This is a genomic window from Hominiventricola filiformis (assembly GCF_020686965.1).
Taxonomy (GTDB): Bacteria; Bacillota; Clostridia; order Lachnospirales; family Lachnospiraceae; genus Hominiventricola; species Hominiventricola filiformis.
Map to the genome: position 1 here is coordinate 97,587 of NZ_JAJEPS010000004.1, position 15,577 is coordinate 113,163.

Sequence of the window (15,577 nt, forward strand, 5' to 3'; positions counted from 1 at the left end):
TTCTCACCTGCTTCTTTCGTTATTCTTCCGTCTTCTTCTGCGACACAATCATAAATGCATGTGTAAATATCTCCGGATGTGCCAGTGCTTCCACTTTGATCTCATAGACACCTTCCTGGGCGGGAGCGGTATAGACACCGTTGTTGTCTATCTTGCCGCCTTCCGGATCAAGCAGCGTATAAGTTAAGGTCTCCTCCGGCATATTGATAAATACCGGATTGATGTGAACACTGCTCTTCGGTGAAAGAACCATGGTATCCGGCTGTATCATAATGCAGCCCTTCTGGTCTTTCTGACTGTAAACTCTCTGCTCCAGGTCCTCCGGCTTATACGCATACCAGCGGATCCGAAGTCCGATCTTTCCCATTTTGCTTCTGGGCCGCACACCTACGATAAAGGTTCCTCTCTCCGGCAAAATCTTGATTGCCTGATCCAGTTCAAATACCTTTTCATCCGTCACCGTACTGTCTGAAGCAAAGATACTTCCGTCTCCCAGAATAATAGACTCCCGGTCACTGCTGCTGATATTGTCCCGGCTGATATATTCCACACCGATCTCCACACATACAGGACCGTTTCCCAGTCCATGCATAATCTCATCGGAAAAATATACTTTTCCCATCTCTCCGCCATTTCCAAGAGACATCTCGAAGACGCCGCTGGAATTGACACGCCGTTCTTTCTCTGAATGATAGCTTCCCTGTTCCTGTATCCGGACTTCCGATACCGGAAGCTGTCCCTGACAGGAAGATTCCGGAACCAGATATTCATGAAGCTGCTCAAGAATCATCAGCTGCTCAGCGCTGCTCACATACTGGTCAAAGGGCGGTCTTCCCACCTCATCAATCATGGAATGATGATCAGACCGAATCAGATGAATCTCCGCAATGAACAGCTTTTCATCATAGGTACGATCCAGATCCACATCCAGGGTTCCCTGATAACTGGTCTTTCTTACATGTTCCAGAACCGAATCCTGCACCGGAGTCACTTTCATGCTTTGAGCTTCCGCCGATTCCTCCGATCCGGTTCCCACAACCTGGATATCCTGAAAATCAAGCAGCAGTTCCTCTCCACTGAAAATGTAATCTTCCGGCCGGAAGGACTGTTCCAGAATGACTTTCTTTCCATATTCCAGGCTGACATTTTCTGCCCGGATCACTGTCTGTTCCGGTTTCATCCGGTCTGCCGTTACCTTGCAGGAAAAAGAAAATACAGAAGGCGTATGACTGATTTTCCTGATCTCTGTCCTGCCCTTCAACACGGTCTGCGGAGTGATAAAAGCAGGCAGATACTGGATCACCTGAATGTCCTGATCCTGATAGAGCACCGCTGAAGTCAGATAACGGTCCTCCGTCTTCGTATCTCTGATACAGTCTTTTCTGTCAAGCAGATACAAACGGTACTGCTCTTTCGTACTGTTGTACTTTCTTCCGTCTTCTTCTGTATCCATCACTGCATAGACCGGTTCGGTTCCCTTTTCCTCATAGGCAATTCCCAGACAGATCGTATCGGTCTTTAGACTGCTGTATCCTTCAATCGTGGATAATTTCAGCACCTGCGTCCTTGGAACCACAATCTCCCTTCCCGCTGCATCAAGGGCCATACCGGACTGCAGAATGATGGAAGAGTCATCAGCTGCCACCACATCCAGTCCATAGACGATGCCGACTCCATGCAGAACCCGGTTGATCAGTCTTCTTTTGTTATTTATGTAATCCTGCTCATTCTGAAAATCCTTTGATGTCAGCAGTTTTCCATAATAATAATTGTTCCGTTCAAAGGAATAATACTTTCGGTTCATCATTCTGCTCTTTCGTCCTCTCTTTTCTTTCTGGATCTGCGCAGCAGCAGGATTCCGATCCCGGCCAGCACGACTGCTGTACTATAGGCAACCGCAAGCCACGGGAATGCTTTCTTTCCTTCGCTGTACTCTGTAGGTGCCGCAATGGCATATACACTTAAATGGTTTGTTTTAATGTAGGCCTCTCCTCCGGATCTTCTGGTCTCAAACGTTTCCACAGAACCATCTTCCTGTAAACAGACTACCTGAACAATACTGTTCTCATAGGCTGCCGGAATGGGAAGTCCGATCTCTATCTCTCCATCCGGCTGAATCTCCTGTCCATCCGAAAGAAGCGTTACATTGTAAGCTGCCACCAGTCCGTAATTTTCATTGATGATCTGCTTTACCATACGCTCGGAAGCATCTGTCGTTCCCGTCTGTTCCACCAGAAGCTGTACATTTTCCGGAAGTACCTCTTCATCTGTTGAGACCACCACTCCATAAACAGCATTCTTCAATACTACATCTGTAAAGCTGGGACCTGCCTGTGCATTGGAAAAATTCCGTCTGCTCTGAAGTCTTCCCGTTCCGCTGTTATCCTGCGGGGTCTCTTCTTCCTCGATTTCTTCTACTACAACCGGCTCCCTCACCGTATAGCCGGCAGTCAGAACCTTACTGTCCGCCATCTGATTTTTTACTGCAATGACCTTGAACGTCACTGCCTTTTCCACGCTGATCGGACCTGTATAAAGAGTAAGACCTGTCTTTTCATCCGGATTGGGATCCATTCCGTCTGTCCGGTAATAGATGGAAGCACCATCTGTCTCCGTGCTGAAGGTGATCTCCGTTCCCATCTCCAGTTCCCCGCTGGCGAAATTCGCAGTCGGAGCTGCCACCTGATCGGCAAAGCCATAGGTAAACGTGCTGATTTCGGACTGTTCATAGTCATCTGCAACCGCTACTGCTTTAATTATCACGGATTCTTTGATGGAAATTGCTTTCTTATAAAGATTGCTTGCCGTTGTCGGATCCGTTCCATCTGTCGTATAGAAGATTCTTCCGGTCTCTGCGGTAAGCTCCACCGCACCTTCTTCCGTGAAAATTGCTCCATCCGGTACGGATGCGGACGGTGCTGCCAGCCTGTCCATAATTGTGTAAGTAAAGGTAGCTGCTGATACTGCTTTGTCAGTGCCGTCTGCTATGGCAATGGCTTTGACAATCACATTTTCACCCGGTGTTCCGGTGATCGTCACTGCGCTTCCTGCGGAACTGCTCTCGCTGGGAGTTGAACCATCTGTCGTGTAATGGATCGCTGCCCCTGACACGTCGGAACTTAAGTGAATGATCTCTCCGTTCTTTACAATGCTTCCAGTCTCTTTATCTGCGAAGATACCGCCCTCATAACTACTGATACTGTAACTGTAATAACCAACCTCACTGTCACTGTATCCGGTCTTTGCCGCATAGGCACGGACACTCACTACATCTCCGGCCTTACCGCTGATGATCACACGGTCACCTACCAGTACTTTCTGGTTATCCGTTTTCTTGGGATCGCTTCCGTCTACCGTGTAGTAGATCGTCGCATCCTTCTCCGCCTCCAGACCGATCACCGTTCCAGACGCTACTACCGATCCTGTATCAATGGATGGTGTCGGTGTGGAAAGTTTTTCTGATACTTCATAGGTTAAAGTAACAATCTGACTCTCCATGCCATCTTTTACCGCATAAGCTTTGATGGTCGTCTTCTTTGTAATCGTAAACGGGTTGTCGCTGTCAAATACATTGCTTTCTTCTGTCGGATCTTTCGGTGTATCTCCTCCGTAAGCAATCTCATAGTAGATCACCGCATCTTTCGTTGCAGTCTTCAGAGTCACCTGCGTATTCTCTGTCACCGCACCTCCTGACGGAGTTGCGTAAGGAGAAGAAACTGCTGACGGATATGCGAACACCAGCCTGGAAATCGCACTGCTTGCCAGTCCTTCTTTATAAGCCACTGCTGTGATCGTAAACAGGGAAGAGTCACCGATTGCCGGTACCGTAATGCCTTCTGAGCCATTATACTTTCTGGTCGCACTGTTCTTTGGCTCCAGTGCTGTCTCATCAAATACCGGTTCAGAGCCATCCGTCGTATAGAAAATCGTCACACCTTCCGTTGCGGAATATAGCCGAATCTTTGTACCAATCTCTACGATGGTACGGTTTTCCGAATCCGTAGATGGAACAGAAGTGACCGATTCCACTACCGGCTGATCTGTTACCTTATATACAAATCTGGTCAGTTCACTGTCTTTCATGGTCCGCACCAGCTCACCATACTGACTGGTCAGGCTGCATGCAATGGCCGTGATCGTAAGAGAACTTCCATAGTCCGCAATATCATCTGTAATCTCTATGGGTGCATCTTTGAACTCATAGGTATCTTTTCCCATCACCACTTCCGTACCATTCAGAGACACTACCGGAGCACTTCCATTGACCGTGTAGAAAATCCGGCTCCCCTCTGTGCTGCAGTACAGGCTGATGGAATCCCCCATGGAAATACTCTCTCCATCCTTCGGATTCGCCGTCGGTATTTTCACCTGACTTCTCAAAGAGAAAGAATAGGTAAAACGGTCAGCTGATCCGATCGTTTTTCCATTCGTCAATGCCTGTGCATTGATAATCAGGTAGTTGGATGTATAGATGCTCTCATCTACCGTAATCTTGTCTTCGTAAAGTCGGGTATCCTCCCCGCATTCATACCAGAGTCCGTTCAGCTTCACATAGCGCTTGCCATCATAGGTAATACTTTTTAACTCCGTCCCTTTATATTTTCCTTCCAACGTCTGTCGGGCTTCATAAGATACTTTTGTGAATGTCGGTTCTGATTGATTAACTGTATAAAAAATCAGTGCATCTTCTTCTTCTGTTGTTAGTTTAATCAGCTCAATTTTATCACCATAATCAACTCCGCCTTCCACTTCCTGATCTCCGGCATATGCAGTTGCCTTTACTCTCCCTGAAGTATCTTCTATGTACTGCAGTTCATATTCCTGCGGGATACTTCCTGTATATCCTTTCGTCCCGTCCTCATCCTTCGGAATTACCCGAACATACAGATATTTCTTTCCCTCCAGAGATACCGGACTGCCTGTCCAGGTCATCCATCGATCTACAGACACCAGCTTTTTATCACTGAGATAATATTGAAGTGTAACTGATCCTGTCTCCACCTGTTCTGCAAGTATCAGGTCAACAATCTGATCTGCCTTTTCTACTTTCTGATCCACTGTTTTACCGCTTTCCAGCGTAACAGAAGGCGGATTCAGTTTCTTATATGAGAAAGAAACCGCATCCTTATTTACGATTTTCCCCTCTTCCAGCTTCCAGGCATATACGGTTTCCCCTGTTTTTATAAGCTTGTCATGGGAAATCTCTATACCGTCCTCATAAAGTTTTACCGTATCATTGCACTGATACCATACTTTATTTACGCGCACATATCTTTTTCCTTCATATTCCACACTTGCAGGTATTTTTTCACCTGCCAGACTGTTCAGCTTTGCTATCATCCCGGAACTCTGCCCCGCAATGAAGGGCTCTGCCACTTCTGTAAAGGAGTAAAATGCTAACGCATGATCACCAATTCCTTTCAGTTTTACCGTATCGAAAAGTTTTGCTCCTTTTACATTCGTATCGGTCTCTACCGATGCAGCCACCGGAGTCGGTTTTTCTGCAATATAACTGATATGGTAACCCCGGACAGCACTTGCCACTTTTGTGGAATCACTTTTACCTGAATTTGCCCTGACATACAGATAATAGTTTTGTCTCGGTGAGAATGGTTTTTTCCAGGTTTCCCACTTCACACCGGAAAAATTGGTAATGGCACTTCCCGAAAGGTAATACTGCCATTCTACGTTTTTACTGCCATCTTTTAACGTAATCATATCTTCACTGGAAATCACCTTATCTGCTGACAGGCTCTCTCCATTCTCAAGATATGCTTTCGGAGCAGTCAGTTTCTGAAAACGAATGAGCTGGTTCTCTCCCGGAAGTTTTCCCTCTGCCACCGCCTGTACAGAAATCGTTACAGTTCCATCCTCTTTATAGGAAACTGAAATCGGTGAAAGAGAATTATATTCCTGCACGCTGTCACTGCACTCATACCAGAGTTTGTTGATGCGGATATACTTCTTTTGCTGATATTCTGTAATTGTTCCGGTTGAATCTGCAGCAGCCTGTTCAAGTTCTGTGCGCTTACTGGTCGTAAGCATTGCCTTTCCCGTGATCGGTGCTGTTTCATCCATCGTATAGAGCAGTGTTTCACCCTTTTCTCCCGAAAGCGTCAACGTATCTGCCAAAGTTGCCCCCTCTGTGACTGGGACATTTTCGATTTCTGCTGTCACTTTTCCGGCTGTTTCTGTCTTATAATTCAACTCATAGCATACCGGCTCACTGCTTGAAAAATGATACACTGTTGTATTCTGCTTTTCCGGCACAACTGCTTTTACGTAAAGATATTTTTTTCCATTCAGGGAAACAGGAGTATCCTGCTCCCATCCCTTCCACTGTACATTCGCATAAGAAAGCAGTTCACTATCAGAGAGATAATACTGATACTTAATATTATTTTTTATAGATCCATAATCTGATACTGCATCTTTATCATCCGGTTTCGGATTCTGAGCCGTCATACTCACAAGCACATCATCTTTATAAAGCTCTGTCGCACCCGTAGTCTGCAGCTCGGTTCCACTCTCCAGAGTCAATGATGGAGCTTTCAGCTGAAGGGCTGGACCGGAAAAATTGTAACTGTAACAACAGTAAGTAACTTCATCATAGTCACGACGCAGATATTTATCTTCCTTCGATGAGTAAAGTCTGAAATAATGGTCAATCGGAGTCAGTGTCAGTACATCAATTCTCACAATGTCATGGCCGTCCTTCCGTAATGGAATTTTCTCATCCGAAGAATATTCTTCCGCCCCCTGCTGATTCATATATTCAGCAATATATGTATTAAACGCACTTCCGAATCCGTCTTCCGATGTAGCAAGCATCTTGTCTGAAACAGTTTCCTTTGCATGAGCAGCTTTATAAGCCTTCCGGACTTCTGATTCAAAATCTGTAAATGCATAGGGCTCGGATTTTTCTGTGATCAGTTTATAATAGGTAACTGCTGATTTTCTGCTGATATAATGGGAATATTCGGTGTATGTTCTATCAGAGGGATATGTAATCGTTCCTCTTTCATAATCCGCATGCGGATTTAATTCCTTCATGGTTACCGTAGAGTCTGTATGATACAGCCCATCTACGGTATAAGCCTGCACACCGTTTTCATCCGCTTTTTTCTTCAGCGTGTATGAATGATCATCGATGCTGATTTTTTCTGCATCCACCTTCTGCTCTACCCGATATCCTGCAATATGGATACCGTTCCAAAAGTCGTCCTCATCCCAGTAGACCATTCCTTTTTTTCCGGATGGATTGTCTGCCAAAGTCTCCTGTGGAAATACCGCCCAGATATTCACGAGCAGCACTGCCGTCAGCACTGCGCTGAAAAGGATTCTTCGCCATATGAAATTGTATCTGTGATGGTTCTGTCTTTTCATACACATGCTCCTTCTTGTAAAAAAGAGTATCATACTTTCGGGCAGTGCTCATTACTCGTTCGGGTAGTCTTTACCTGTCCCTTTTCATTTTTTTCCATTTTCTTGAAATATAATAACCAAGTCCTGCGATCACAGTCACCGCTGCTGCCGCTTCCAGTATAAGCAGATAAGAAACTGTCCAGCCGTCGGATGCCACTTCTTCCAGACCTACCAGTGCATAGTGGCTGAAATGATCGGTCTTCGCATAGGCCATGCCATCCTGTCTGCGGGTCTCTTTCTTCGTGATCTTATTATTTTTATCAATATAAACAATGGTCACTGCTGCATTTTCATAAGCTTCCGGTATTGGCATTCCAATCTCCACCTCGCCCTGGGGCTGTGCAATGGTACTGCCCCGCATCAGATACATATTATAGGAACTGATAATCGTATAATCATCTCCGAACAGCTGCCGCACATTGGCAAGGGCTTCCTGTCCATACTCCTGTTTTTCCGTTACCAGAACCGCATCACTGGGGATGGATTCCCAGGTAGAAGAAACCACCGTATTGCAGTCCCGTTCCCTGAGCACCCTGCTCTGATAGGAAGTGCTCTGCTGCTGTTCCTCTGTTCTTGTCAGTCCGCTGCTGTCGGTATCCTTCAGCTGCTGCTCTTCCAGAAGCGCCTCTTCCGCTTTTTTCTGTTCCACTGCAGGTATCGTATCGACCTGGTAGTACAGTTCGGTTACAGCAGAAAGCTGCATATCTTCCCGGTATGCTGCCGCCAGAATCGTGACAGTCCGGTTCACGGTAATCCCATCTTCTGTATATAACGTCATGGAATCCAGATTGTCCCGGGTGGGTTCCGTTCCATCGGTGGAATAATAAATCTCCGCACCGGACGTATCCGTATGGAGCGCCACAACCGTTCCCGGCTCCAGCACGGTGCCGGTATCATGGGATGCCGTCGGCTTCTCTGCCTTCAGCGCCGCCGTGTACTGGAAGGATGCCACCTCACTGACCTCGCCGTCTGCAGATACCGCAATCGCTTTCAGATTGGTGGTCTTATTGATCAGGATCGGCTCCTTATAAAGACTGGAACCCTCCGTCGGCGTCACGCCATCCGTCGTATAATAGATTTTCTCCGCAGAAGAATTCAGTTCCACTCTTGTCGCCACTGTCAGCGTACCGCCGGATGGTGATGCTGTCGGTGCAGACGGCTTCTCCTTAATCTTGTAGGTAAATGTACATACGGTTCCTGCATCTCCGTCCACAACAGCCACCGCCTTAATCATAAAGCTGCTTCCGGATGTTCCATCCACTGTCACAACAGTACCTTTGATTCCGTTGTCTGCCGGAGAAGAGCCATCCGTCGTATAGCGGATCTCAGCATCTGTTACATCTGTCATCAGATTGATCTTGGAACCGATGGACACCAGTGTTCCATTCGGCACATCTGCCGTCACGCCTCCTGCGCTCTGACTGATCTGATAAGTAAATGTCACTACCTCGCTGACCGATTTTCCATCTTTTCGCGCACAGGCTTTTACAGTAACCGTACTTCCTGCAGCACCGTCCAGAATCAGTTCACTTCCGGATATGACAGATGCATTGCTCTGGTCCGAAGGATCACTTCCATCCATGGTGTAATAAATGGATGCCCTGTCAGCTGCTTTCAGTTTCAGTCTGGTTCCTCTTGATACCATGGCACCGCTGTCGATGGATGCCGTCGGTGCGGACAGCTGCTCTCTGGAATTATAAGTCAGTGTCAGAATACCGCTCTTCACCCCATCCTTTACCGCGATTGCCTTGATCACCGTCGCTCCATTAATGATAATCGGCTGGGTCGCATCAAAGACGGAACTGGAGATCGTCGGATCTTCAGGTGTGGTTCCATCTCTGGATACTGTGTAGTAAATTTCCGCACCTTCCGTTTTGTTCTTCAGGATGACCGCTGTTCCCATATCCACATCACCGGATGGAATATTGGCATAAGGTATCCCCACATCAGAAGGAAAACTGTAGGTATATTTTGCTTCCGGACTGTTGGCCAGCTCCGGATGTACTGCAATTGCCCTCACGGTAAAGTAGCCATTTCCGGAAGGCGGTGCCATGATTCCCTGTCCTGCATCATAGAGAAGCGTACTGCCCTCCGGTGCAAATGTACCATCCTCTGACTTTGTCACCGACGGTACTGATCCATCAGCGGTATAGTAAATGGAAGCAGCCTTTGTCGGTGTGGATAAAAGAATCTTATCTCCCGGTCTAATCACGGTTGGTTCTTGATCAGAGGTAGATGGTGTAGCTGTCGGTGCCACTGTCTGCTCCTGATCCGCAATGGTATAAATAAACCTTACCGTTTCGCTGTCTTTCAGCTCTTTTCGTCCGGTTCCGTCCGTACTCCATTTCACAGCTTTCATCCGGATCACAAACTGATTGCCATAATCTCCTGTTACTTCAATTCCATTTTTATCATCATAGCGGCGGGTTTCTCCTTCTTCATGATCCAGCACTTCCGTGCTTCCGTCACCGATAATGTAATAGAGCTCCGCACCTGATGTCAGTGACTGGAAAGAAAGACTTGCCCCTTTCTGGACTTTCGTACTGTCTTTGTCTTCTCCTCCCGGGAAATGAAGCGTATCCATAGTTGCTTCCGGTGCAGGAGTCTGTCCCATGGGTGATACCTGATATGCATATGTAATGGTTTCTCCAGGTTCTCCTCCACTTCCAAGAACAGCCGTATGAATATACTGTGCCTTCGTACTGGATCTATCATTATATAAGCTGATAGAATCCGTATATACCTGAACATTTTCATCTGTCCGGTACCAACGGCTTCCTACTTTAAAGTAACCATTTTCTCCGTCAGTCAATCCGGAAAGATTCTCTGTCACACGGGTAAAGGAAAATTTATCCTCCAGACGGTCACTGATCAGGTACAGGATTCTCGCTCCCTCTTCCTGGGCATTCAAATAGATCGGCGCACTGGAAGAAATCGTGGATGCCGCAGATGTATCTTCGATACTTTCCACACTTACTGTTCGCGGAGAAATGGTAACCGTTCCAGCTGCATCTTCAAAAGTATAATGATACGTTTTTATTTCCTGATATTTTCCATTTCCGTTATTGATCCGGGCATAGATATAATATTCATCCGCACCAGCAGGTCGATTGATTGTTACAGGTGTATCCGTATACGCTTTCCATTCATCTGCCATATGCAGGTTATCTCCGGTCAATGAAGAAACGGAAGTCAGATATTGAAGATGTGTCATCCCCAGTGCTTCTGATTCAGTCATTGTAAACGCAAACCGGAATCTGTCACCAGATGCCACTCTGTCATTTTCTTCCAGTTTCGTGCCATCATCAAGATACACTGTAATCTCCGCTGTTGCCGCCGGAGCTGTCTGGAAAGAACCGTATTGGTAAACAATCGGTGCATATCCATCTGCACTCACCTTCAGATACAAATACCATGTTCCTGCATTCTCCGGCATCTGAAAACCTGATGTAATATCTGTCCATTCCACAGAAGAAAATGAACCCAGATCCATCACATATCCCAACGCATTCTGCATGGACTGTCCTGCCCGCCAGTTCTCCTTAATCTCCTCTTTCGCAATATAGTACTGATAGCTGCATTTTGTATTTTCTTCCGTCAGACTCATTTTCGCCTGATTTCCATAAATATTGCCATTCTTAAAATCAACAATATTTTCCTTACCACCTTCCTGATAAAAATCAGATACCTGAACCCCTGGTGCAGGAAGCGGAAGATGATCTGTTACTGCAAATTTCTTTGTCTCCTCCTCATAGAATTTCTGTTCATATTGAGGTAATGTACGGATCGATACCTCTGCTGTTTGAAATGGAAATGTCTTTACTGTTTTTCCTTCAATAGTTTCTGCACTGGATTCGGTCCATCCTGACTGTTTTTCATTATAATAATAAAGCGTTAAATCCTTTACATTGTCAAAAATCGTCAGCTGGATCTCATCTTCCAGAGAAGTTTTATTCTTACGCACTACTTTCCAGCCGCCTGCTTCAAAAAACTGAGGTTTCTGGTTGTCCGTCATGAATGGATAACTGTAGGATGTATCCTCTTCTTTCAGATAATGATAATATCCATCTGTAGCATAGAGTTTTATGATCTTATAATATCCACTGCTCCCCAGATTGAGATTCGGCTCCGTGCAATAGTAGATCTGATGATCCTGATCTGTCTGTTCCCTTCTCGCACTGTATGCCATATAGTAACTATAATTACGGCCAGATGCTGCATCTTTGATCTTCGTCTGTACAACTGTCTGAGCGTTCGTGACCGGTGGCGTAATGGAAAATGCATCCTTTTTTACCAGCCATCCAAGGTCAAAGCCTCCTGCCTGATCAGATTCGGACTGATAATAACTGTAGCGTTTCCATTTTTCCCATCCATCTGCAGGCTCTGCTGCCATGCCAGCCAGAACCGTATCGCCCGGATTAGATACTCCAAGATTGGCCACATCCGAAGTACCTGTTACAATCACATGCTGAAGATTTTCCACGGATCCTGTGCCGAGCAGATAATTGCCACCACTCACACTGCCCCGGACATACAGATCGTGAAGCTCCGTTTTCTCTGCATGCCCCACAATTCCACCTGCACGCAGGGAAGCTCCATTGGATGCCAGTCCGGTTGCTGCAACTGCCTTCAGATTCAGCTGCCCGGAGATCTCCTGAATCTTTCCACCATTGCTCTTTCCGGCTATCATACCGACAGATAAACTGTTCGCTACTAAAATAGACGGATTATTCTTGCTGTCTTCGGAAGGTGGATTTTTAGTTTTTCTTTTTGTATAACGATAGGCATCCGCTTCCCGGATTGTCTGGATACCAGACAGCGTAACTTTCTGCCCGTTTACAGAGTTCTTTGCTATAGACTTCTTCAGAACTACGGCAGCATTATCCGCAAGGATCTTTCCTTTCAAAGTACCTAACGGGGCGTTATCCTTTATACTCGTATAGGATCCCTTATCCCATGTTCCGGTCTTTAATGTCCAATCGTCCGATATAGCTTCTATGTAAATCCGCTTGCCAGTTATTGTGTTCTGTAATGTCAGGGTATATTCCGTACTGTCACTTGTCGTCCAGGCCTGGGTGGTCACGGTAGCTTTTAACTCTCCATTTGTAGTTTGGGACTCCCCTTTCAACATGGCATTTTCAGCATAAATATCCGTCGAAAGTTCCTTCGTTGCAGCATAGAGCGTTGTTGCAATTTTTGTCTGGCTGGCTGTAAAAGAAGTCTTCACAGTCCTATGCTTCGTTCCGGATGGCAACTCCGATACTGACAGTGTATAGGATACCTCTTCTGAACCTGATGCTGTAAAAGCAGCATCTGTCGATGTCTGACTTCCCTGCTTCCAGGTTCCGCCAGATGGAAACGCAGTAAGCACTGTCCCCTTTGGAACATTAGCAAGCCTATATACAATCTCCGCTGTTCCGTTGGATGCTGCTGCCACCGCCGGTGCCGATACTGTAAATTGCAGTTCATTTGCTGCAATAGTCTTATTTGTTACCGGAGATGTCCCTTTTTTCCCATTATTATAGACAGATACTTCAGGCACCGATAGGGATAAGGTCTCTGCATTCTCTGATGTTGCGGCAGTTAAATTCCATGCATTCACCAGATCTCCTGCAGATGCAGTTGGGGTAACCTGATAGGTGTATGTCTTTGTCCCGCTTTCTGTAAAAGTAATTGTAGGTGCACCTGAAAGAGCAGTATTTCCATCATACCAGGTTCCATTTAAAAAAATATCAGGAGTACTTAAAGTCACGGTCTGTGCTTTTTTGCTTCTTACTTCAATCGTATAAATAACCGCCGTATTTTTCGCTGTGTACTTTGGTGCTGTAACCTTTAATGAAAGATTTCCGGATAAAATTGCTGTATTTCCAGCCTCCACTGTGCTCGGGGTTGATGCAATAGATGCAAGTACATTTGTCGTTTTTGTACATGCATCTGTTTTAACAGGAGTCGAAGTAATTGTTCCGCCAGGAGTTGTTCCATCTTCACTGGTACCAGAAGTTGAATTCAATAGGTTTGCAGTTGCAGTAATGGATAGCAACGGATCATTTCCTTTCGTAAGTGCTGAAGCATTCGTAAAGGAAATCGTTATGGAAGCACCTGCTTCTAAGCTCTTTACTGTAATCATTCCCTTTGTTTCCGTTGCCCCTGGTGGAAGTGTTCCTGTTCTTTCCATAAGAGGACCATACCAATTCAGTACTAAGTTCGACATCGCCTGCTCTGTAAGATTCGTTATGGTTGCAGTATAGGTAAGACTGCCCGCCTTCGTTCCCGTTACAGCTTCTTTCTGCCCTTCAATTGTGACTTGCAGAACATTACCTGTTGTTCCATTCACCTTTCCATAAGATGTCACTGTTGATGGGGTTCCATCTGGAGACTTCTTTACTTCTGTTGTTTTTGTCGCATTCCCCGTAACCAGTTTCTGCTCACCATTCCCAGTTACCTTTGTCCCACTTGCTGACACCGACAGAGAAGGATTCGTTCCGACAGAAAAACTGTCAGTTCTGGTAAAGGTATACTCTTTACTCACATCCGCATTCAATGTTCCCACAGAAATCGGATTCGTTGAGCCAGAACTATCTGCTACCGTCCATTCGGTTCCTTCATAATTCAGCTTCACATCCTTAAGAGTTGCCCCACTGTTATTTTTTACTGTTACCGTATAAGAAAGGGAACTCTCTGCTGTCCCAATTTCGTCCCGTCCCGTAACCGTTACCTGCAGTTCATTCGTCCCAACTGCAGGTATACTGTCCGTGCTGCTCACCTCTGCCTGTTTGTTTACGGTTGTCGCAAGGTCTGACGTCGTTGCCGTAACCGTCTGTTCCCCCACCATCTCAGAAGCCTTAAAATGCGCCTTGACAGTTGTAGAATCCGCCGTACAGGGACCTTTATAAATAAACGTCGTCGTTGCTTTTTTAGTCGTTACATCCGTTGTCAGAGTAGCATTACTCTGATTCCATGTACCGCCTGTCGTACTGCTTAACGCTGGTGTTACCTGTACTGTGTGCTGCAAATCATTAAGAGAAGTTACCGTAACGTCATACGTAATCGAATATTTATATTCATTTTCACTGTACGCTGCCACCTCATAGACAGGAGCTGATGCTGTAATGCTGAAGCGCTGTCCTACTTCCGCATTCGTTCCTGTTTCCGACACATCTTTCTCATAAAATGCCGGTGTAGGAAGAGAAACTTCTATATTATTAAGCCCGTTAAATTTATAATTCTCTTCTTTCTTATAGAAAACAGACTCTGTAGTAGTCGTAGTAGTAGTCACAACCTGATCTTTATGTTCTGTGCCTTCCTGCGTTACTGTAAGGTCTTTTCCATCCACCAGAACCTGCTCAACCGTTCCGCTTCCAGAAAGCTCACCACAGATAATACCAAAACTGTCTTCTCCGGCTGAATTGGGCGTCTTAGTTGTAACGGTTTCACTTATCACCTGCCATTCCAGTTCCTTGCCAGTCCCATCTACCGTATCCTTATAATTTTTGATCTGATTATATGCAGTCCTATATTCATTCTTTGTATCCAATTCACTGACCAGATCTGAACTTACGTAAGGTTTCGGAGGCTGATCCAATGTTTTCCCACCGGATACCACCCTCTCCACTGGTGTCTGTTCGGAAGACGTCACGCCTGCATCCGATGTTCTTTTATACGTCGCTTCATCATCTGTGATATTCACAATCACATTCCTGACGGTGCCTGTAACCGTTCCAAATAAAACACCCTGTGATGATGTACCTGGTGTAGCATCACTGATCCCCAGTTTTTCAATGGTAATCACATAACCCTTTCCATCAAACGTTCCCGCAAAAGTACCTGTAGATGCTGCCGTGATAGAAGAAATCTTCAAATCCTTGACCAGCTTAAAATTCTTGTCCTTTGTCTGGTCTGCTGTTGCATTTCCAAGTGCAGACAACTGGGCACTATTCTTGATTTCATAATAATGATCCGTACTATCCAGGGTGAAATCCAGGGTTTTGTCTCCCATATGCAGAGGCTCCGCCTGCGCCCCCATTCCATTTCCCAGTATCAGTATCAGCACGGCTGCCACAAGACAGAATAATCCGGCTGCTCCATACCAGATCTGTTTCTTTCCCGTCCATTTTTTCTTAGGTTCTTTGTTTTTCATTTGTTTTGCCTCCGT

At 45.8% G+C, this 15,577-nt stretch carries 3 protein-coding genes; all 3 read right to left on the minus strand.

Features of this window, described 5'->3' with window-relative positions:
- Positions 1 to 19: 19 nt before the first annotated feature.
- A complete protein-coding gene (locus LKD36_RS05930) occupies positions 20 to 1,807 on the minus strand; it encodes a hypothetical protein (protein ID WP_308459058.1) in 1,788 nt (595 codons plus the stop codon).
- Positions 1,804 to 7,386, minus strand: coding sequence for an FN3 associated domain-containing protein (locus LKD36_RS05935; protein WP_308459059.1), 5,583 nt, complete (start codon positions 7,384 to 7,386; stop codon positions 1,804 to 1,806). Before LKD36_RS05935 ends, LKD36_RS05930 begins: the two co-directional genes overlap by 4 nt.
- Positions 7,387 to 7,456: 70 nt before the next feature.
- Complete coding sequence (locus tag LKD36_RS05940) at positions 7,457 to 15,562, minus strand: FN3 associated domain-containing protein (RefSeq protein WP_308459060.1); 8,106 nt, start codon at positions 15,560 to 15,562, stop codon at positions 7,457 to 7,459.
- Positions 15,563 to 15,577: the final 15 nt, after the last annotated feature.

Coding starts and splice junctions, on each gene's coding strand:
- LKD36_RS05940 (WP_308459060.1), bottom strand. CDS start 15,562: ATGAAAAACAAAGAACCTAAGAAAAAATGGACGGGAAAGAAACAGATC.
- LKD36_RS05935 (WP_308459059.1), bottom strand. CDS start 7,386: ATGAAAAGACAGAACCATCACAGATACAATTTCATATGGCGAAGAATC.
- LKD36_RS05930 (WP_308459058.1), bottom strand. CDS start 1,807: ATGATGAACCGAAAGTATTATTCCTTTGAACGGAACAATTATTATTAT.